The sequence below is a fragment of the Rhodococcus sp. ZPP genome (assembly GCF_017656075.1).
Classification (GTDB): Bacteria; Actinomycetota; Actinomycetes; order Mycobacteriales; family Mycobacteriaceae; genus Rhodococcus_F; species Rhodococcus_F oxybenzonivorans.
On the sequence record NZ_CP058638.1, the window covers coordinates 1,070,803 to 1,091,908 of the forward strand.

The 21,106-nt window shown below is 66.5% G+C and carries 15 protein-coding genes and 3 tRNA genes; 10 read left to right on the top strand and 8 right to left on the bottom strand.

Features of this window, described 5'->3' with window-relative positions:
* Window positions 1-16: 16 nt before the first annotated feature.
* Window positions 17-1,741 (bottom strand): helicase HerA-like domain-containing protein, encoded by a 1,725-nt coding sequence (locus HYG77_RS05070; protein ID WP_208962027.1) that lies wholly within the window; start codon window positions 1,739-1,741, stop codon window positions 17-19.
* 86 nt (window positions 1,742-1,827) lie between these two features.
* Here HYG77_RS05070 and orn point away from each other — a divergent pair, with 86 nt between their 5' ends.
* The gene (gene orn, locus HYG77_RS05075; protein ID WP_109334998.1) at window positions 1,828-2,427 is read left to right on the top strand and encodes an oligoribonuclease; all 600 of its coding nucleotides are present in this window, start codon (window positions 1,828-1,830) and stop codon (window positions 2,425-2,427) included.
* An 86-nt stretch (window positions 2,428-2,513) separates the two neighbouring features.
* Window positions 2,514-2,589: transfer RNA gene (locus HYG77_RS05080), tRNA-His, on the top strand.
* 57 nt (window positions 2,590-2,646) lie between these two features.
* On the opposite strand, the gene HYG77_RS05085 is transcribed toward HYG77_RS05080, so the two are convergent.
* Window positions 2,647-3,876 (bottom strand): Ig-like domain-containing protein, encoded by a 1,230-nt coding sequence (locus HYG77_RS05085; RefSeq protein WP_208963284.1) that lies wholly within the window; start codon window positions 3,874-3,876, stop codon window positions 2,647-2,649.
* Between the two features lie 289 nt (window positions 3,877-4,165).
* Between HYG77_RS05085 and HYG77_RS05090 the strand changes: the two genes are divergently transcribed.
* A tRNA-Lys gene (locus HYG77_RS05090) sits at window positions 4,166-4,238 on the top strand.
* 128 nt (window positions 4,239-4,366) lie between these two features.
* Here the strand turns inward: HYG77_RS05090 and HYG77_RS05095 are convergent.
* Window positions 4,367-4,588, bottom strand: a complete 222-nt coding sequence (locus tag HYG77_RS05095; RefSeq protein WP_109334997.1) for a DUF3618 domain-containing protein — start codon at window positions 4,586-4,588, stop codon at window positions 4,367-4,369.
* Window positions 4,589-4,748: 160 nt separating this feature from the next.
* On the opposite strand from HYG77_RS05095, the gene bcp reads away from it, so the two are divergent.
* On the top strand, window positions 4,749-5,222 hold the full coding sequence (bcp, locus tag HYG77_RS05100; RefSeq protein WP_109328785.1) for a thioredoxin-dependent thiol peroxidase: 474 nt from the start codon (window positions 4,749-4,751) through the stop codon (window positions 5,220-5,222).
* A 277-nt stretch (window positions 5,223-5,499) separates the two neighbouring features.
* Window positions 5,500-6,201: a TetR family transcriptional regulator gene (locus tag HYG77_RS05105; protein WP_109328783.1), complete on the top strand. Its 702-nt coding sequence runs from the start codon at window positions 5,500-5,502 to the stop codon at window positions 6,199-6,201.
* A gap of 66 nt (window positions 6,202-6,267) precedes the next feature.
* On the opposite strand, the gene HYG77_RS05110 is transcribed toward HYG77_RS05105, so the two are convergent.
* Entirely contained in the window at window positions 6,268-6,660 is a 393-nt protein-coding gene (locus HYG77_RS05110; protein ID WP_109328781.1) for a holo-ACP synthase, read from the bottom strand.
* A gap of 11 nt (window positions 6,661-6,671) precedes the next feature.
* Complete coding sequence (locus HYG77_RS05115) at window positions 6,672-15,989, bottom strand: type I polyketide synthase (RefSeq protein WP_208962028.1); 9,318 nt, start codon at window positions 15,987-15,989, stop codon at window positions 6,672-6,674.
* Window positions 15,990-16,443: 454 nt separating this feature from the next.
* Between HYG77_RS05115 and HYG77_RS05120 the strand changes: the two genes are divergently transcribed.
* From HYG77_RS05120 to HYG77_RS05140, 5 genes are all read left to right on the top strand, one after another.
* Window positions 16,444-17,103, top strand: a complete 660-nt coding sequence (locus tag HYG77_RS05120) for a hypothetical protein (RefSeq protein ID WP_109328777.1) — start codon at window positions 16,444-16,446, stop codon at window positions 17,101-17,103.
* Window positions 17,100-17,582: an HNH endonuclease gene (locus HYG77_RS05125; protein ID WP_208962029.1), complete on the top strand. Its 483-nt coding sequence runs from the start codon at window positions 17,100-17,102 to the stop codon at window positions 17,580-17,582. The genes HYG77_RS05120 and HYG77_RS05125 overlap by 4 nt, the downstream gene beginning before the upstream one ends.
* Window positions 17,583-17,627: 45 nt before the next feature.
* Window positions 17,628-17,710, top strand: a tRNA-Leu gene (locus HYG77_RS05130).
* A gap of 88 nt (window positions 17,711-17,798) precedes the next feature.
* Window positions 17,799-18,200 (top strand): transcriptional regulator, encoded by a 402-nt coding sequence (locus HYG77_RS05135; RefSeq protein ID WP_109328774.1) that lies wholly within the window; start codon window positions 17,799-17,801, stop codon window positions 18,198-18,200.
* Complete coding sequence (locus tag HYG77_RS05140) at window positions 18,197-18,562, top strand: DUF3817 domain-containing protein (RefSeq protein WP_109328772.1); 366 nt, start codon at window positions 18,197-18,199, stop codon at window positions 18,560-18,562. The genes HYG77_RS05135 and HYG77_RS05140 overlap by 4 nt, the downstream gene beginning before the upstream one ends.
* 158 nt (window positions 18,563-18,720) lie before the next feature.
* On the opposite strand, the gene rdgB is transcribed toward HYG77_RS05140, so the two are convergent.
* From rdgB to HYG77_RS05155, 3 genes are read right to left on the bottom strand one after another with little or no spacing between them, the layout of a single operon-like run.
* Entirely contained in the window at window positions 18,721-19,335 is a 615-nt protein-coding gene (gene rdgB / locus HYG77_RS05145) for an RdgB/HAM1 family non-canonical purine NTP pyrophosphatase (RefSeq protein WP_208962030.1), read from the bottom strand.
* Window positions 19,336-19,339: 4 nt separating this feature from the next.
* Window positions 19,340-20,125 carry a ribonuclease PH gene (gene rph, locus HYG77_RS05150; RefSeq protein WP_109328768.1) on the bottom strand — a complete coding sequence of 262 codons (786 nt, stop codon included), beginning with the start codon at window positions 20,123-20,125 and terminating at the stop codon, window positions 19,340-19,342.
* A gap of 45 nt (window positions 20,126-20,170) precedes the next feature.
* Window positions 20,171-20,929: a cyclic nucleotide-degrading phosphodiesterase gene (locus tag HYG77_RS05155; RefSeq protein ID WP_204164907.1), complete on the bottom strand. Its 759-nt coding sequence runs from the start codon at window positions 20,927-20,929 to the stop codon at window positions 20,171-20,173.
* Window positions 20,930-21,106: the final 177 nt, after the last annotated feature.

The window sequence follows — 21,106 nt, forward strand, 5'->3', positions numbered from 1 at the left end:
CCGAGCGCAGCCGATGTCAGCGCCGCCGGCGGCGCCCCGTGCCGAAGATGCTGCGCGAGATCTCCCGTCCTGCGGCCGAGGCCGCCGACCTCAGGAAACTCTTGACCGCCGGACTTCCCAGAATCTGCTCGGCCATGTTCGGCCCGTCGGGCTCCACAGGCGGGGTGAGGTCCGGCAGCGATGGCAAATCGATGTCCTCATCGGTCGCAGGCGCTCCCGCAACCTTCGCGGTCAGCTGCTCGTACGCCGATTCCCGGTCGACGGTCCGACCGTATCTCTGCGCCAGCGGGCTCGACGCCGCCGCGTCCCGAATGGCGTCGTTGCCAATGGTGTCCATGAGTGAACGTGGTGGCCGCATCCTGGTCCACGCCACAGGCGTCGGCGCACCCTTCTCGGAGAGCACCGTCACGATCGCCTCGCCGATCCCGAGGGATGTGAGCGCCTTCTCCAGATCATAGAATTGCGTCTTCGGGTACGTGCGTACCGTTTTGTTCAGCGCCTTCTGATCGTCCGGCGTGAACGCTCGCAACGCATGTTGGATGCGCGCACCCAGTTGGGACAGCACCGCATTGGGGACGTCCGTCGGTAGTTGGGTGCAGAAGAAGACGCCGACACCTTTGGAGCGGATCAGCTTGACCGTCTGCTCCACCTGCTGCAGGAATGCCTTCGACGCGTCGGTGAACAGGAGATGCGCCTCGTCGAAGATGAAGACGAGCTTCGGCTTGTCCAGATCTCCTTCCTCGGGCAACGTTTGAAACAGATCGGCCAGTACCCACATCAGGAAGGTGGAGAAGAGGGCGGGGCGGGCGGCCTGCGCGCCCAGTTCGAACAGCGTGATGACGCCTCGCCCGTCACTGTCGAATCGGAGCAGATCTTCGGTGGCGAACTCGGGTTCACCGAAGAAGGTGTCACCGCCCTCCGCCTCGAGATTGACCAGCGCCCTGAGGATCACACCCGCCGTGGCCGGCGACACTCCGCCGATGCCCGCCAGGTCGGCCTTGCCGTCGTCGCTGGTGAGGTTAGCGATGACCGACCTCAAATCCTTGAGATCGAGCAACGCCAGACCCCGAGTGTCGGCCCAGTGGAAGATGAGCCCGAGAGTCGATTCCTGAGTGGCGTTGAGCCCCAGCACCTTACTGAGCAGGATCGGGCCGAACGCAGTGATGGTGGCCCGCACGGGGATGCCGACACCCTCCGTACCCAAGGAGAGGAACTCCACTGGCGAACCCGCCGGCGCCCAGTCACCGTCGCCGGTTTCGGCGGCGCGCGCGGTGATCTTCTCGTTCGTCTCTCCCGGCCTCGACAAGCCGGAGAGGTCGCCCTTCACATCGGCCATCACCACGGGAACCCCTGCCGCCGACAGCTGCTCGGCTATTCCCTGCAGGGTCTTGGTCTTACCGGTCCCGGTGGCACCGGCCACCAAGCCGTGCCGGTTGATCGTCGCGAGCGGTATCCGGACCCTGGCCGCGGGATCGACAACTCCGTCGACGAGGACGGTACCGAGCTCGAGCGCTACACCGGCCGACGAGTATCCCGTCGCGATTTCTGCGGCAGGCCTCGACAGAGGCGGTGCGGCAGTCGCGCCGTGCGCCGCCGCCTCCCGTGCTTCCTTCTCCGCCGCCTCCGCGGCGGCCGCGGCCTCGGCGGCAATCCTCGCCGCTTCGACCGCGGCAGCTCTGGCCGCCTCCGCCTTCTGCGCGGGAGTCGGGGCGGCCCCGCCGTTCTGCGATTGCTGGGTCATCGAAGCCCTCCTCGGATACACGAACGTCGGGAGAAAGTGTCCACCGCAGACCTTAGCCCGTGACCCACGTGACTACTGTGTTCCTGGTGCAGGACAAACTTGTGTGGATCGACTGTGAAATGACGGGCCTCCGGCTCGGTACCGACAAGCTGATCGAGATCGCCGCTCTGGTCACGGACAGCGAGCTGAACGTTCTCGGTGAGGGTGTCGACATCGTCATCCACGCCGACGACGAAGCGCTCGCCGCCATGCCGGATGTCGTGACCAAGATGCATCAGACTTCGGGACTGACCGAGGAAGTCCGTAAGTCGACGGTCACGCTCGCCGACGCCGAGCAGCAGGTGCTCGCCTACATTCGCGAGCATGTTCCCGTGGCGGGCACCGCACCGCTCGCCGGTAACTCCATTGCGACGGATCGCGGATTCATCGCGCGCGACATGCCCGACCTCGACACCTACCTGCACTACCGGATGATCGATGTGAGCTCCATCAAGGAGCTGTGCCGTCGTTGGTATCCCCGGATCTACTTCGGGCAACCCGAAAAGGGTCTCGCCCACCGGGCCCTTGCCGACATCAAGGAGTCGATCCGCGAACTGCGGTACTACCGGAAAACGGCCTTCGTGCCTGACCCCGGCCCGTCTACCAGCGACATCGCTGCCATCGTCGAAGAACTCGGGCCCGCCTGACATACCGATTGGCTTCTCGGGCATCGGACGCGCTAGTATCTTCCTCGCCGAAGTAACCGCCTCCGGGTGGCTGCCGAAAGCGCATGGTGAGTGTAGTTCAGTTGGTAGAGCACCAGGTTGTGATCCTGGCTGTCGCGGGTTCGAGTCCCGTCACTCACCCCAACAGAAAGCCCCCGGCCTCGGCCGGGGGCTTTCTTGTATGCGTTCAGTCCCAGGGACTCAGTCGCTGGCGTTGCCTGCCTTCCACACGTTCCAGGGAATGTTCCAGTCGCCGAGGCCGTCGGTGCCCGACAGAGTGCCGCCGACCGTGTTCTTCACGACGACGATGTCTCCCCGCTTGGTGTTGTCGTACACCCACTTCGCGTTGGCGGGACTGAGGTTGAGGCAACCGTGACTGACGTTGGAATAGCCCTGCTGTCCCACCGACCACGGCGCCGAGTGGAAGAAGATGCCGCTGTAGGACATTCGCGTGGCCCAGTCGACGGGCGTCTTGTACCCCTGCGGAGAGTTGACGGGCACTCCGTAGGTAGACGAGTCCATCACGAGGTTCGCGAACCGGTCGCCGATGATGTAGACGCCGTTGTCGGTGGGTGTGTCGTCCTTACCCATCGATGTGGGCATCGTCATGATCACCTCACCGTTGCGTTCGAAGGTCACCTGCTTGGTGTTGTCATCGGCTGTCGCGATCAGAGCGTCACCGATCGTGAACGTGGTGTGGACGTCTTCCTGTCCGAACAGTCCGTCTCCGAGATCTCGGCCGTACACGGCGACCTTGACATCGACGGTCGTGCCGGGCGCCCAGAAGTTTTCCGGACGCCACCGCACTTCACGGTTGTTGACCCAGAAGAACGCGCCCTCCACGGGCGGATTCGTCGTGACGGTGATGGCAGCCTCGGCAGCCCGTCGGTCGGGGATGTTTTCGTCGAACTGCACGGCGAGCGGCTGGCCGACGCCCACCACGTCACCATCGCCCGGCATCACGTAAGGCTTGGTGACGTTACCGGGCGCGCTGGTGGTGAACACCGACGTCGACGTGGTCGCGCCGCCGAGTCCGTTCGCTTTGGCTTCGAGCCGGTATTCCTTGTCGTAGCCCAGTGGTTCCGTATTGACCCACGACAGACCGTCGGGTGCGATCGCGCCGTCGACCGGCACACCGTCGGGGTTGTACATCGTGACCTCGGCCAGCGTCCCGTCTGCGACCGACACGATGACCGGCTGGCCCGGCGAGAAGCCGACAGCTCCGTCGGTGGCCGATGCGGTCACCTTCGGTTTGATCAACTCGGTGACCGGATTGGAGTCGATCGGCGCCTCCCCTTCCGAGGTGACGGTGCCGGCGTCGGACACCGTGCATCCCGCGATCGACAATGCGAATACGAGTGATGCCGCCACAATTGTCGCGGTCTTCGAGACCGATCGCGCACGCATGCGCCTACCGCGCCCCACACCCATGGTTAACCCCACTTCACGTCCTCGCTCCGATGTCACGTTCAAGCCGGCACGCCCCTCGCCATCGCGAGACGAATCAGCACGTCGAGACCGTGTGGTCTCCAATGATGCCAGCCGCCGGAGACCGGTTCCAACCAAGCGCCGGGCGTGCCAGTAACGTTCGAATATCAATCGTGACCAGCGGTGCCGTTGTTACGGGTTGTATCTCCTGCCGGGGAGGTGAGCGAGGCGTCGACCAGGCGATTTGCATTCCCGAGAAGCGGTCCGCTACTGTTCTGTCTCGCAAGAGCGAGCGCCTATAGCTCAGTTGGTAGAGCAAGTGACTCTTAATCACTGGGTCCGGGGTTCGAGTCCCTGTGGGCGCACTTGCAGGAAAGGCCCTCACCTTCTTTGGAAGGTGAGGGCCTTTCTTCTTGCGCTTGTCGTTCCGCCCGAACAGCGAACAGCCGCCGGGATGTGCGGTCACAGTCCCGGCGGCGTCACCACGAATCGGTCAGCGCAGCGCCTTGCGGAGCACCAGGAGCCCCACCACCGCACCTACGGCGATCAGTCCGTACTTGACCGCCGGCTCGTTGAACTTCGCGATCAGCGTCTGCTTCGTGTTCTCCACGAGACGCTTCGGGTTGGTGCGGACCGTCAATTCGTCGAGTGTGCTTGCGAGCTGATTGCGCGCGTTCTCGATTTCACGCTCGATGCTGTCGGTGTCCCTGGGCAACGTATCCTCCAACTTGTTCGAATGGTTCGATCAGCGAGAGCGACGCTATCGCGAAGATCTCACACTTGCGTCAACCGTAACCGAGAACACGCCACCCGCGACTCCGTCTCCCCATTGGATGTACCGCCGGTGTCGGGCCGTCCCGGTAGCGTGACGTGTCGTGACCGACAACAGCAGACTCTCTCCCGGAGACACTCCACCCGCCTTCACCCTCCCCGATGCCGACGGCAACGAGGTGTCTCTCGCCGATTACCGCGGACGCAAGGTCGTCGTGTACTTCTACCCGGCCGCCAGCACCCCCGGTTGCACCAAGCAGGCGTGCGACTTCCGCGACAATCTGGCGGAACTCAACGGAGCCGGCATCGACGTGATCGGCATCTCCCCCGACAAGCCGGCCAAGCTGGCCAAGTTCCGCGACACCGAGGAACTGACGTTCCCGCTCCTGTCGGACCCGGACAAGTCCACACTCGAGGCGTGGGGCGCATTCGGGGAGAAGAAGATGTACGGCAAGACCGTTCAGGGCGTCATCCGTTCCACCTTCCTCGTCGACGAGGAGGGCAAGATCGAGGTCGCGCAGTACAACGTTCGCGCCACCGGCCATGTGGCCAAGCTGCGACGGGACCTTTCCGTCTGAGCGCATTCCGTCCCACCCGGCCTTCGGCGCAGTACGCCCGAACTCCTCCGCGGGCCGGGTGCGACTTTCAGGGGACGTCGAACGCCGCCCACCAACCGGTCTCAGCCGCTCTCGTCGCCAGGTGGTGATGTGGCGGAATTCCTGCCGTCGGCTATTTGTGGGCCATCACATTGTTCGCCCGGGAAACCACCCGATCGGTGGCCACGTCCTGGCAAAACCCGACGAGCCACCGGGACGGGTCTTCGGAATCCGGAGCAAAGACCGATAGCCTGGGGCGGTGGAGTCTTCAGCCAGCAAGCAAGCACCGCGCCGTGTGGACCCGGCGCTGGAGCTGCAGTCGGACCCGCAGGAGCTCCTGCCCCGCCGACGTCCGACCCAGGAACGTAGTCGCCGCAAGTTCGATGCGCTACTCGCAGCGTCGCGGGAATTGCTGGTGGATGTGGGATTCGAGTCGTTCACCTGCGAGGAGGTCGCCGCTCGTGCCGATGTGCCGATCGGCACGCTCTACCAATTCTTCGCGAACAAGTATGTGATCGTGTGCGAGCTCAACAGGCAGGACCTCGTCGGCGTTCAACACGAGCTCGCGCAGTTCAACGGTGAGGTTCCGTCTCTCGACTGGCTACGCTTCCTCAACGCCTTCGTCGACCACATGGCCGGTTTGTGGATGTCGGATCCGTCACGACGCGAGGTGTGGCTGGCGATGCAGTCGACCCCGTCGACCCGCGCCACGGGGGCCATCCATGAGAAGGCGTTCGCGGAGCAGGTCTCACGAATGCTCGCACCGCTCACCCCGCAAACCACGCGGGAGCGGCGCACGATGATGGCCGAGGTTCTCGTTCACGTCGTCTACTCGATGCTGAACTTCTCGGTGCAGGACGACCAAAGCCACGCCGATGCCGTCGCAGAGCTGAAACGGTTGATGGTGGCGTACCTGCTCGTCGCCGAAAAGGAATCTCGCACCACTACGACCACCGGCTAGGACCTCCGGTCCCGTGCGCCTTTCTGGTTGCTCCTGCTACCAGAAAGGCGCACGGGCGCGGAGCGCCTACGCCGCTTCGATCACCGCGAATGCACCGGCGGTGTCGCCGTCGTGCGTGAGCGAGATATGAATCTTCACGTCCGTCAGATGCTCGGCGACGTCTCCGCGTAGGCGGATGCTCGGCCGTCCCCACGCATCCGTCACCACCTCGATCAGGTGGTGGATCATTTCGGGGAGCACCGGCGGGCTGGCGAAGTTGGCCGTGGACCATGCTTTGATCACTGCCTCCTTCGCCGCCCATCGGGCCGCGAAATGCCGAGCCGGATCGGAGCTCCGGGTCACGGCGTCTCGACGTTCGCCCGGTGTGAAGTTGTCGAGCATTGCCGTACCTGGCCGGTCCAGCTGCTCGGCGAACTCCGACACCGTGACGAGGTCGAAGCCGATTCCCAGAACTCCCATCGATCCTGTTCCTACTTGCAGCCGGGCAGACCCGAGCTGTATACGTCGTCCGCTCCGAGGCGTGCTGCCTCGGTGAGCAGGACGTCCGCCTCCAGCTGACGGGACGCTGCGGCCGGCACACTGTCGCCGCCGAAGCGACGATCCGCCGGACGCTCGTACAGGCTGCCGCCACCGACCATGGCCTTCACCAGACGACGCTGACCCTCGACGGTGCGCTTGCGTGCCTGCGCGAGGTACGCCTCCCGCCTGTCTGCCGGCAGCGACTCGATGAACGCCTGCGGGTGGACGACCGCGATCAGTCCGGAGACGTGACCGAAGCCGAGGCTCGTCAGCAGACCAGCCTTCAGCGGGAACTGCTCACCGAAGCGCAGCGGCTCCCGAGCCCACACGAGGTGTTCGAACTCGGCCATCTTCTCGTCGACGCAGTCGAGGCTGCGGTTAGGCGGGACGACACCTTGATCCAGCACCTGGCAGAGACCGATCAGCTGGAATGCTGCGGCACCACCCTTGGAGTGTCCGGTGAGGCTCTTCTGCGAGACGATGAAGAGCGGCGCACCTTCGCTGCGGCCGAGGGCCCCGGCGAGGCGCTCGTGCAGCTCCGCCTCGTTGGGATCGTTGGCCGCGGTGGAGGTGTCGTGCTTGGAAATCACCGAGATGTCGTCGGCACCGAGACCGAGCCGGCGGAGAGACTGAGCGAGCTGCGAATCCGCTCCCCCACGACCTGCACCGAGCGCACCGATTCCGGGAGCCGGGATCGATGTGTGGACACCATCCGCGAACGAGCTGGCGTAGGCAACCACACCGAGGACGGGCAGACCCATCTCGAGTGCCACGTCACCGCGAGCGAGGAGGATGGTGCCACCGCCGGCCGACTCTACGAACCCGCCGCGTCGACGATCGTTGGCCCGCGAGAAGCGGCGATCCTCGATGCCCTTGGCTCGCATGTCGTCGGTCTTGGCAGTGGCGGACATGTCACCGAATCCGATGATGCCTTCCGTGCCGAGGTCGTCGTATCCACCGGCAACGACCAGCTGCGCCTTGCCGAGCTTGATCTTGTCGACGCCCTCTTCGACGGACACCGCAGCCGTGGCGCACGCCGCAACTGGGTGGACCATGGCGCCGTAACCGCCGACGTAGGACTGGACGACGTGCGCCGCAATAACATTCGGCAGAGCTTCCTGCAGGATGTCGTTCGGCCGGTTCTCACCGAGCAGCGTGTCGATGTACAGCGACCTCATCGAGCTCATGCCGCCCATGCCGGTGCCCTGGGTGTTGGCGACCAGCGAGGGGTGCACCCACCGCAGCAGTTCGCTGGGCGTGAATCCACCGGTGAGGAACGCGTCCACCGTGGCGACGATGTTCCACAGGCCCACCCGGTCGACGGAGTCGGCCATGTCGGCGGGGATGCCCCACTTCGTGACGTCGAATCCGGTCGGGATCTGACCGCCCACGCTGCGCGTGAGCTTCATCTTGCGCGGCACGCGGATTTCGGTACCGGCCCGGCGGGTGACCTGCCAGTCCCCACTGTCCGGGACCGGCGTCGCGACCGTGTTGTCCGGATCGGCCTCGACGAAGGCCAGTGCCTCCGCCTCGGTGCCGACGACGAAGCTCAGGTCCTTGTCGAGGAAGACCGACGTGAGCAGCGGTGCGGTGTTATCGACCATCGCGCCTTCGTCCACGTAGCGGCGGATGCCGCACCGTTCGACGACGGTGTCGTGGTACCGGTCCGCGATCTCGGCTTCCGGAACCAGTTCCCCGGTCTCGGCGTCGTACCACCCGGGCGACGGTGTGGTCTCCCACACGATCAGTCCGGTGTTCCACGCGAGTTCGAGAACGCCTGCCGCCGAAAGTTCTTCGTCGACCTCCATCTCGAAGCGGGTACGCGAGGAGCCGAACGGTCCGAGCTCACCGGCACCGACGATGACCACGAGGTCCTCCGGGGCCGCAGTGACTCCCGACCAGGCCGGTGCCGCCGACTCCGAGACCCGCGGCGGGGCGGGCAGAGCCGCGATGGTGTCGAGCTCGGCCGTGTCCTCCTCGGCCTCGGCAGCAGCAGCTTCCTGAGCCTGCTTCGCCAGCGCGGGCAGGTCCAGGTTCGCCTGGGCGAGTCCACCGGTCAGATCGGCGGCGAGCGGCTCGGCGGACGCGAGGCGACGTGCCTCGGGCTCGCACAACTGCAGCAGCTCGGTGGCCATTTCCTGGGTGGACCAGGTACGGACTCCGGCACCTTCGACGGCCTCGACGAGCGGGTCGTTGCCGCCCATCAGTCCGGTTCCGCGGACCCAGCCGATGAGAGCGTGCACCAGGGTGACGCGTTCGGCCCAGTTGCGCTCGGCCTTCCAGCGGCCGACCACTGCGTCGAGCGCGGCCTTGGCCTCGCCGTACGCGCCGTCGCCACCGAACAGACCGCGGTTCGGGGAGCCGGGCAGAACTACGTGCAGGTGAGTGTCGACGTCACGGTCGTAGCCGATCTTCGACAGCCCGCCGATCAGGCGTTCCACCGACCACAGGAGAACTCGCATCTCCATTTCGGCGCGGGCGCCGGCGTCGGCCAGGTCACCGGCCACGCGGGGCGCGGCGAACGGGAACAGCAAGGTCGGGGTGACCGCTTCCTTGACGAGCTTCTTCGATCCACCGGCAGTTTCGTACTGGGCCTCACCGATCCACTCGATGAGCGCGTCGATGTCCGTGTACGACGCCATGTTCGCGGGAACCACCCACAGGGCGGCACCGGCGCGAGCATTGCGGCGGTAGAGGTCGCGGTAGAAGCCGAGTCGCTTGTCGTCGAGACGCGAGGTGGTCACGAAGACCGTCGCGCCGCCCGCGAGGAGCTTGCCTGCGACCGCGGCCGCGATGGACCCCTTGCTGGCACCGGTGACGACGGCGACCTGGTCTGCCCATTCCGGCGTCTCGTCGGTGACGACAGCTGCCGCCGCGGCGATACGCCCGTACTTCTCGGCCAGAGCCGCACGACCCTCGTCGGTTGCGCGGGCTTGCCACCATGCGGCCTGCGCCGCAACGGACTTGCCTGCACCGGCGAAGCTTTCGATCTCGAGCGATTCGGAGCCGGCCGCGTCGATCCACAGTCGGGCCAGATCCTCCCGGGCGGATGCCCAGCGGTCGTCGAGCAGGACCGCCCGCTTTCCGTCGAATGCGGGAGCCACCAGTCGCGGCCAGTCCGAACCGAGTTCCGCGGACACGAGGTCGACGAGTTCGGTGTCGGTCGGCGCCGCTGCCGTCGCCGTGTCACCGGCGAAACCGAGCTGCTCGAGCACGAGGCGGGCTGCCGAGGCCAGCACGCCGTCGCGGCCCGTGATGTGCTCGGTGAACTCACCCAGTGCCGCGGCGTCGACGGTGCCACCGGCTCCGCCACCCGTTGCCGGGAGCGAAACGCTGATCCCACGGCGCGAGGCCACTGCGGCGACTGCGCTGTCGATGACAGCGTCTACTGCGGCGCCGTCGGCGAGACCGCCGCCTGCGAGACCACCGAGGTCACCGCCGCGGATGCTGGAACCGTCGCGGGTTCCGAGCGCCACCTCCGCGGTGACGTGGTGCGCCCAGCCGTCACCCAGCTCCCAGACCTTCTTGACTCGGTCCGCGATGGCCGCGGGACGTCGACCCGACGGGCCGAAGACCTTGCGAAGGTGATCGTTGATCGAGTCCGACAGCACCGGGCCGAAGGGCTTGTACGTACGGGCCAGCGAGTCGACCGTGGCAGCCAGCGAACCCATGTCGGCGTCGGCGGCACCGTCGATGGCGCCGAGCGAGAGCTCGGAACCGAGGTCGACGAGCAGCTGGTTACGCCGCGAGGACACGCCGTCGCACAGAGCCTCGATCGTGTCGACGGGGCCGACCTGATCGGGACGCAGCTTGGTCCACAGGCTGATCAGAACCTTGGTGGCGTCGGCTGCCTTGAAGGCGATGTCGTCGGGACGCGGACCACCCGAGGGGGCTGCCGCGGGGGCCGGAGCGGCAGCGGGGGCTGCCGACGCGGCGGGCGCCTCGGCTGCCGGTGCTGCCGGCTCGTCGTCTTCGACCGGCGCCGGATCCACGTCGGTGGAGTACACGATGGCGGCTTCACGCTCGATGTTGAGGACCTCGACCGGGTAGCCGAAGCGTCCCGGCAATTTGAGGGTCTGCGAGGCGAGGTTCGCGACGGTCGGGACGGAGCCCAGACCGATCTCGACGAAGCGCTCGACACCCAGTCCACCTTCGGACTCGTCGGCGAACAGCAGGTCCTGCGTCTCGATCCACCGGACCGGGCTCGCGAACTGCCAGGCCAGAAGCTCGGTGAGCACGATGCGCGTGAGCTGCGACGGCTGTGCGGCCCACGAGTCGAAGTCCTTCAAGACCTTCTGCAGCGGCTTCGACGGCACGAGGTCCGCGATCTCCTGCACGAACTCACGCTTCAGCGAGAACGGCTTCGGCACGAGGTTCGGAATGTAACGCCCGATCAGGATGGCCGGGTCGATGTCCTGCGGAAGCAGTTCTTCGAGGCGACCACGGAAGTCGTCGACACCGCCGCGCAGAACCGTCGAGTGGAACGGGACGTCGATGCCCGGGACCATGATGTAGGCGCGCTTGCCGCCGAAAGCCTCACGGCGGACGTCGATTTCCTTCTCGAGCGCGTCGAGTCCGGCCACCGTGCCCGCGATGGCGTACTGCGAGCCACGCAGGTTCAGGTTCACAACCTGCAGGAATTCGCCTGTTGCCGCGGCGATCTCACCGATGAACGACTCGACGTCCTCGTCCGCGAGACCGATCTGCGACGGCCGGATAGCGGCCATCCGGTAGTCGGAGCGCCCGGCCTCGTCGCGCGGCACGAGGGCGTGCATGGCGGAACCACGCTGGAAGACCACCTCGAGAACGGCTTCCAGGGGAAGTACACCGGCAACCGCCGCGAGGGCGTTGTATTCACCTACCGAGTGGCCGGCGAGCAAGGCACCCTCGACGAAGGCACCGGACTCGCGGAGCTCGGCGACCTGAGCCACACCGAGCGTCGCCATCGCGACCTGGGTGAACTGGGTCAGGTGCAGGACACCGTCCGGGTGCTTGTGCTCGACGCCCCGGGCCTTGACGACCGTCGGGTTGTCGCGGACCACGGCGAGGATCGAGAAGCCGAGAGCCTTGCGGGTGTGCTTGTCGGCGCGGTCCCAGATCTCGCGGGCGGCCTTGGAGCGGGCGCGGGCGTCGAGGCCCATGCCGGGACGCTGGATGCCCTGTCCGGGGAACGCGTAGACGGTCTTCGGAGCCGCGGTGCGACCCGTTGCGACCATCACCAGTTCACCGTCGATGCGGCACCCGACCTCGACGATCTCGGCGCCACGGTCCACGGCGACGCGGTCGACGCGGACGTCGATCTCGGCGCCGGGGCGGACCATCCCGAGGAAGCGGGCGGTCCAGGCGGTGAGACGGCGCGGCGGCGTCTTGGTCTCGCCCGGGTCCACGGCGGCGACGACCTGCTGGGCTGCGGCCGAGAGCCACATGCCGTGCACGATCGGGCTGCCGAGTCCGGCGAGGAGCGCGGCGTTGTCGGAGGTGTGGATCGGGTTGTGGTCACCCGACACCTGAGCGAAGGAGCCCATGTTGCGGGGCGCGACGATGGTGGTGTCGCGGCGACGACGACGCGGGGTGTCCACGACCTCGTCACTGAGCGAACCACCGGCGCGGGCCGGATCGGACAGCTCGCCCTTGCCGGTGCGGCCGCGGATGGCGAAGCGCTCCGAGAGGGTGACGACGGCGGGGGCGTCGAGGCCCTCACCGAGCATCGCGCCGACCTCGGCTTTGACCTCGACGACGCGACCCAGGTCGGTGTCGAGCACCGAGGCGACCTCGGCCTTGACGACGAGAATGCTGGTCTCCGAAGGCAATTCACCCACGAAGTCGACGCTGTGATCGAGGTGGACCAAGTCGAGCATGCCTTCGATGACCGAGAGCGAGTCTTCGGTCTTCGCGGCACCGAGCACGGCGAACACGGCCGGCCAGCAGGCGCCGACGACCACGTCCGGGACCGCCTTGCCACTGACGCTCAGCGTCGTGGGCAGGCCCGAACCGGTGACACCGGCGTGGTCGGCGATCAAATCCGGGGTCCAGGCCAGGTTGAGGCGAGCGACACCGTTCTTGACGGCCGGCAGTTCCTGACCGGCCGCGACCGCGAGGAGTGCGGTCATCGATTTCTCGGCATCGGCCTCGGTGACCAGGGGTGCGCCACCGTCCGCGACGGAGGCCGGAACGGTGATGGTGATCTGGACGGACTTGCCTGTCACCAGCGGAACAGTGAGGAGCACCTGCTGGTCGCCGATCACGGAGAGCTCGGCACCGGTGGTCTCGTGCACCGCGCGGGTGTCGGATTCGACCGACCACTTGTCGAGGTCACCGAGCCGGCGAACCGGGTTCAGAGTCAGACGCGAGGCCCACTGGATGTCGGGAGCCGACAGGACTGTGTCGAGGAGGCCCCGCGCGATGTCGGCGTGACGGCGCGCGAGCAGCGACAGCGGCGACGCACCGGCGGTGACCAGCTCGTCGTAGGTGGCCTTCTCGAAGCGGTCGAGCAGCTCACCGACGGGCTCGTCGACGCGCGTGATGCCGGCGACGGCGACGGTGCCGGGGATGACGCAGACCTGGTCCGCGGTGTAGCGGGGGTCGTGTGCCTGCCACAGCGAATCGGAGCGCCACCAGCGGCGGACGTCACCATCCACCACGGGAACGAAGTTGACCGGCTTGCCGGGCGTCTTGCACAGCGAGACGAAGAACGACACGTCGGCGGGGTGCAGAACCGTGGTCGCGTAGTCCGGGTACTGAGCCTGCAGTGCGCAGATAGCAGCCTCGGGACGCTCCAGGATCGCGTCTTCGGCGAACAGGGTGGGGATCGGTCCGCGGTCGACCGGGTGCAGACGCGACTCGGTGCGCTGCAGCATCTCACCGAAACGCTTGCGCCAGGTGATGTCGAGCCAGGGGCTGGTGGTGGCCTCGTCGATGGCGTCCTGCAGGTCGGAACCGCAGTCGAATGCCTTCGCGGCGTCGATGCCGACGGCCAGTTCGAGGTAGCGGCGCAGCCACTGCTCGTACGTCATCGTCTCGACGTCGCCGAAATACGGCTTCGCCGTGACGTTCAGTGCCTCGATGATCTCGTCGCGACGCGCGGCAACGGCGTCGGCGTCACCGGCGACCTCGTCCAGCAGGCGGCCCGTGCGGGACGCGGCGTTGTCGATCTCGTGGATGTCGGCGCCGAGCTGGCTACGACCGGAGGCCATACCGCCCTCGGCGGTGCCCGCACCGACCCAGTCCGCGGTACCGGGGGTGTCGACGAGGAGCTGCTTCACCTCGGGAGACGTGGTCGCCTCGAGGGTGGCCATGGCGGCGGTACCGACCAGGATGCCGTCCAGCGGCATCGCCGGGAAGCCGTGCGCGACGGACCAGCGGCCTGTCAGGTAGTCGGCAGCCCGCTCCGGCGTGCCGATGCCGCCACCTACGCAGAGGACCAGGTTCGGTCGGGTACGCAGCTCGGCGTAGGTGTCGAGGAGCAGGTCGTCGAGGTCTTCCCACGAGTGGTGACCACCGGCGCGGCCGCCCTCGATGTGGGCGATGACGGGGAACGAGGGAACCTCGTTGGCGATGCGGATCACCGAACGGATCTGCGCGACCGTGCCCGGCTTGAACGCGACGTAGCTGAATCCGGCCTCGGTGAGGTCCTCGATGATCGAGACGGCATCCTCGAGCTCCGGGATGCCGGCGGTGACGACGACGCCGTCGAACGGGGCACCGGCGGCGCGGGCCTTGGGGACGAGGCGCTTGCCACCGACGTGGAGCTTCCACAGGTAGGGGTCGAGGAACATCGAGTTGAACTGCACGGCCCGACCCGGCTCGAGCAGCCCCGTGAGCTCCTCGACGTGGTCGGCGAAGATCTGCTCGGTCACCTGGCCACCACCGGCGAGCTCGGCCCAGTGGCCTGCGTTGGCAGCTGCGGCGACGATCTTCGGGTCGACCGTGGTGGGGGTCATGCCGGCGAGCAGGATCGGCGAACGACCGGTCAGCTTGGTGAATGCGGTCTCGACGCCGATACGTCCGCCGGGCAGCGCGACCGGCTTCGGAAGGAATTCGGTCCACGCAGCGGGCACCTCGGGTGCCGCACCCGGAGTGAGCAGGTTGCGGTGGCCGCCGCGGGTGGCAGCGGCGACGATGCCGACGCCCTGCCCGCGCACGCTGGCCGACGTCATACGGGTGAGAAGGTCACCGGGTCCGAGATCGAGGATCCAGGATGCGCCGGCGTCGATGGTGCTGTCGACGGCCTCGACCCAGTCGACGGGGTCGACGAGGCAGGCACTTGTGAGGGCGCGAGCCTTGTCTTCGTCGAGACCGCAACGGGCGGCCCACTGGCCGACGATATCGACGGTCTCCGCGAGAGCCGGGTGGTGGAAGCCGATCTCGACCGGGAGCGGCTCGAACACGGGCGAGAAGATGGAGCCGCCACGCTTCTTGGCGTCGCGCTCACGGGCTTCGTCGGCCTCGATCTGCTCGCAGCGCTGCTGCACCCGCGCCAGCTGGGCCGGCGGGCCGGACAGCACGACGCGGCGCCGGGCGTTACGGATGCCGAGTACAGCGGCGCGCTCGGGCTCGAGGCCCTCGGCGAGCTCCTCGACGATCTGATGCAGGCGCGCCGGGTCGACGTTGGACACGGCAAGCATCGGGGTGGAGTCGGCCGCAGAGATCACTCCGCGACGACGACCCACCAGTCCGGCAGCGGCACCGATCAGCTGAGCGAGGGCGAGAAGTTCGCCGTCCTTGTTGCCGGAGGTCGCAACGGCCTCCGCAGCGAGAAGTCCTTGGGAGTGGCCGATCACCGACACGGGTGCCGTCACGGTGGGATCGAGGCCCTGAGCCGCCAGCGCACGCAGCGCGGCGATCTGTGTCAGGAAGACACCGGGAAGGGAGACTGCTGCAGACGTGAGAGCAGCGGCAGAAGGTCCGGCCGCCGGGGCACCGTCTTCTTCGTCGGCGAGTTCCTGCTCGAGGATCCACGCGATGGGGTCGAATCCGACCGGACGCACGACGAGCAGCTCCTGCGCCACCGGGGCGAGGTACTCGGCGGCCTCGTTCACGAGCTTGGTCAAAGCCGGCTCGAGACCGTTGTCGCGGCTCAGCTCCTCGAGCGAGCTCAGCCAGGGCGCACCCTGGCCACCGAAGGCGAGGGCATACGGTTCGCCGCCGACCAGACGGTCGGCGAGTGTGGTCTTGCTCGACGACCGAGTGTCGTCCCGGTCTACGCCGATGCGCCGCGAACCCTTCGAGTTTCTTCCATTTCCTGCGGGTGTCGTGTCGTCAATCGTCACGCGTAAGTCCTCTCCTGGTCACCTCTACGGGGAGGTGGGGATTGCTGGTCTGCCGCCCTCGGCATCGTGTGCCTGCTGCATCGGCTCTGATCAGCACTTCCGGGCTGTACAAGGTTGACACAGAATCATGAGGAATTCCTCACGTTCACGGAGAGTGCAGCGACACGAGCTCGACATGGCGCCACATGCGCGTGATGTCGATCACAGAGCGTTCGAAAAGTGACTCTCGAGTAGGTCGCGTCGTCGCTGGACGCGGCGGTGCAAGGACGTCCTAGAACCTGAGGAAAGCCTCACATTAATCGTTATCAATCTGTTACCACCTTGACGAAGTGCCTAGGTCGTGCCCGTCCGCCGTGACGTCACCGTGTCCGATCGACTCGGTCCCGAACCGTGTCGGACCCTCGAACTAACGTTCGAACCATCGACGCACACACATCGTTCTCCGGGGGAAACAATGAGCACCGCACACGTTCGTGACCTGATCGACTACATCGCCGCGGAACTACCTCGGGACGCATGGCCACACTGGACGGAGGGCTGGCCACGCGAGATCGAGGCCGGTCTGCTCGACGCGGCGTTCTCCGCCCGCGCCACCTACGGCACGCCGGCTTCCGGGGTGCGTGCCGTCATAGGCCGCTGGCGCGCGCACCGAGGCGTGCCGCTCGACGATCTGGGCGCCCTGTCCGAGTACGCCGACGACCCAGCGGAGCTGATCGCCGTGCTGGGCAACCGGCAGCGGGTCCCGGGCAACTACACCACCAAGGCGGAGGCCGTCGCACTTGCCGCCCGCTCGTTGGTCGCCGCCGGATGCAGGCGGTCATCCGAGTTGCGGGACGACGACGTGCTCCGCTCCGCACTCGTCCAGATCGCCGGCTTCGGCAGCGCCACATGGGAGTGCTTCGTGGTGCAACTCGGCCTACACACTCCCGAAAGCCGTTGCCTCCTCCAGGATTTCGTCATCGACGCTGTTGCGCCGGAGGTGGAGGTGACGAATGCGATGGCCGAGGAACTCCTCGCGGCCGCCGCAGTCCGTTTCGATGTCACCGCGGCCACCCTCTCCCACGCGATCTGGCGGTACCAGCGAGCTCAGCGACGGCTTACGGGTGCACGGTGAAGTACACCCGGGAGGTTCTCGAGCAGGCGGTCGCAGAATCGACGAGCGTGGCCGGCGCAATCCGTTTTCTCGGGCTACGCCCGTCCGGCGGAATGCAGGCGCATTTGAGTCGCCGAATCCGGAAGTTCGGCATCGATACAACGCACTTCACCGGTAGCGCACACACGAAAGGCAAACCGGCAAAGAACCGAATGACGTGGGAGGAGATCCTGATTCGCCGCCCTCCGGGCAGCGCACGGGTTAAGCCACATCTTCTGCGCCGCGCCTTGATCGAAGCCGGAGTCCCCTACAAGTGCGCAATCTGCGGGCTGGACGCGGAGTGGTGCGGAAGCCCTTTAACTCTGCACGTCGACCACATCCGTGGGGACTCGCTCGACTCCCGTCCGGAGGAGGTCCGCTTCCTCTGTCCCAACTGTCACACACAGACTGCAACGTGGGCGGGACGAAAAAGCCGCGACAGGAGCGAGCGCGCCGGCTGAAGCGTGTGCGGGGACGCCTTGTCCATGGCGTACTCTGTCGTTCGCGCGCGAGTGGCGGAAGGGAAGACGCGTCAGGTTTAGGTCCTGATGTCCGAAAGGGCGTGGGGGTTCGAATCCCCCCTCGCGCACGGTTCGGGTCGGTGTGGGCGTGTGACCGCGCCCATACCGCCCACCTTTCCTAGCAGGGCAATCACCGTTTCGGGTACCGTCGTCATCGTGTCCGGAAACCGTAGACGAAGCCGACCCGCACTCGTCGTGCTGGTGGTCGCCGGGGCTGTGACGTGCCTCGCGCTGGGTTGGTGGCAGTGGGAGCGCTTCGAGGCGGTGGGGGGCAACGGTCAGAACCTCGGGTATGCGTTCCAGTGGCCATTGTTCGCGGTGTTCTTCATCTATGCGTATCGGCGTTTCGTTCAGCTCGAGGACGCCGATCCGGCGGAGGCAGAGAAGGCAGCCGACGAGGTGCGGGAAATTCCGGCCGACGTGCTTCCTCCTCGTCCCACGGTCGACGCAGTCGCCGCCGAAGACGCTTCGGATGATCTCGAAATTCTCCAAGTTCAGCAGTACAACGAGTATCTCGCCGAGCTGGCAGCTCGCGAGAACGATAGGAGCACCACGTGAGCACGGGTCAGGACGAGACTGTGTCCGGTTCGGTCGTCGACGCGGACAAGCGTAAGAAGATCGCTCCCGCGCTGCTGCGCTACCGGGTTCTTGCCTATGCCACCGGTGTGTGGCTGCTCGTCCTCACAGCGGAAATGGTCGCCAAGTACATCTTCCAGGTCGAGAATCTGCCCACGTGGATTGCCGTGGTGCACGGTTGGGTGTACTTCGTCTACCTGCTGGTCACGCTGGATCTGGCAGTGAAGGTGCGCTGGCCCGCGGGTCGTACCGTCGGAACTCTGCTCGCCGGGACCATTCCGTTCCTGTCCTTCTACGTAGAGCATCAGCGCACCAAGCAGGTCCGTTCCGACTTCGGGATCTGATCAGTGTTCGAATAGTCGGCGTTGATCAGCCGGTCACATGATGACCGGCTGACCTGTAATCAGAGCGATCACGTAGACCAACCATCCGAGCGGTGTTTGCGGCACCATCATCGGAGACATGAAACCCTCCCGTCCACATTTGTCGTACCCGACGGGCGTCAGCTCTCGGCGAGCTTGGCCAGCGCGGGAATGAGCTGGGTCAGTGCGCGACCCCGATGTGAGGCCGCGTCCTTTTCCTCCGGCGACAACTGTGCTGCCGAGCGGCTGCTTCCTTCCGGCACGAACACCGGGTCGTAACCGAATCCTCCGTCACCGACCGGCTCGCGGGCAATAGTCCCCCGCCACTCACCGCGGACCACCGTCTCCTCCCCACCGGGCACAACCAGCGCGCACGCGGAGACGAACGCCGCTCCCCTACGGTCGTCGGGAACGTCACCGAGCTGCGCGAGGACCAGCGCCGTGTTGGCCTCGTCACGGCCGTGCGTGCCGGACCACCGCGCCGACAACACGCCGGGCATGCCGTTCAGGGCATCCACTTCCAAGCCCGAATCATCTGCCACGCAAGTCAACCCCGTGGCCCGAGCCCCGTCGCGCGCCTTCGCCAACGCGTTCTCCTCGAACGTCGCTCCTGTCTCGGGAGCTTCGGGATAAGGAAGTACGTCATCGAGACCGACCAATTCGACGCCCTTTACCCCCGCGGCGTCGAGTACTCGATGGAGCTCCCGGAGTTTCTTCGCGTTGCGGCTGGCCACGAGCACCCGTGTTCCCGGCACCGGACTAGCTCCCGAACTTCTTCTTCGGCACCACGACCTTGGGTTCGGGCAGGACGCCGGGATACGGCAGTTCCAGTGCGGTCTTCTGGATTTCGAACAATTGCTCGCAACCCGCCAGCGCCGAATCGAGAAGTTTGTCGAGGGTGCTGCGCGGGAAGGTGGCTCCTTCGCCGGTGCCCTGGATCTCGACGAGTGTGCCCGTGTCGGTGGCCACCACGTTCATGTCGACCTCTGCCCTGGAATCCTCCTCGTAGGGCAGATCGAGTCGAACACGACCATCGACCACGCCGACACTCACCGCGGCGATTCCGCAGGAAATCGGTTGCGGATCTGTGAGCCGGCCTGCCGCCCGCAGATACGTGACTGCGTCGACCAGCGCGACATAGGCTCCGGTGACGGCGGCGGTGCGGGTTCCCCCGTCCGCTTGCAGGACATCGCAGTCGAGCGCGATGGTGTTCTCGCCGATGGCGGCAAGGTCGATGCACGCGCGGAGGGAACGGCCGATCAATCGGCTGATCTCCTGAGTCCGGCCACCCACCTTGCCCTTCACGGACTCACGTCCGCTGCGGGTGTGGGTGGCAGCGGGCAGCATCGCGTATTCAGCGGTCAGCCAGCCCAGCCCGGAGCCCTGACGCCATCGGGGCACGCCGTCCTCGACGCTTGCCGTGCACATCACCCTGGTGTTGCCGAATTCGACCAACACCGATCCTGCGGGGTGTGTGGTGAAGCCGCGGGTGATCTTGACCTCGCGGAGTTCGTCGTCCGCCCTACCGTCATCTCGTGTTGTCACAGCCGAGAGCCTAGTCGTCCGGTCCGAGAGCCCGGGCACACGGCTTCAGACGTCGTAGACGCCGCTCGCGGTCACCGCGTGAACGGGTCCGGAGAACTCGGCCTTGGCCTCGGCGATGACATCTTCCCGCGAGGTCCAGGGTGGGATGTGGGTGAGAAGAAGTTCGCCGACCTCGGCGCGGCGGGCGACCTGGCCGGCTTCGGTGCCGGAGAGATGCACCCCCTTCGGCCGATCCGGGCTGTGCGTCCACGATGCCTCGGCGAGCAGGACGTCGGCTCCGCGCGCCAGTTCGACCACTTCTTCGCACATGCCGGTGTCACCGCTGTACACGAGAGTGCGGCCGGTGCCGTCGGTCACGCGGAGTCCGTACGCCTCCGGCGGATGGTTCACGCGGCGGGCGGTAATGGTGAGGTCACCGAAGGTGACGGGAACGCCGTCCGCCCAGTGGCGCAGTTCGATGGTGTCGGAAATGTCGTCGATGTCGCCACCGCATTCCGCTGACGCCACGCCGATCCGGCGAGCGGTGTCGGACGGTCCGTAGACGAGGGCCCGACCTTCCGGCGGGTGCGGATGGTAGCGGCGCCAGACGAGCAGCCCGGGAAGGTCCAGGCAGTGATCGGCATGCAGGTGGGTGAGGAACACGGACACCTCACCGGGATCGGCGAATTTCTGGAGAGCACCGAGGACACCGGGCCCGAAGTCCATTACCAGCGGCGGAGTGTCCGGCGCCGTCAACAAATAGCCCGATGCGGGTGAGTCTGGTCCGGAGACGCTGCCTGAACACCCCAGGACGGTAATGCGCATACCCGCCATGCTGCCATGGCGACCCGTCGCCGAAAAAGCTTCCGGCGGAATTGGCGCGTCGACTTCACAACTGATGACCGACTGTGACCTAGCCGCGAGATTCGGGCTATGTTCGCCCAGGCAAGCCGCCCTCGGTATCCTCCTCCGACCGACTCTCGACTACCGCCGGGCCCGCCG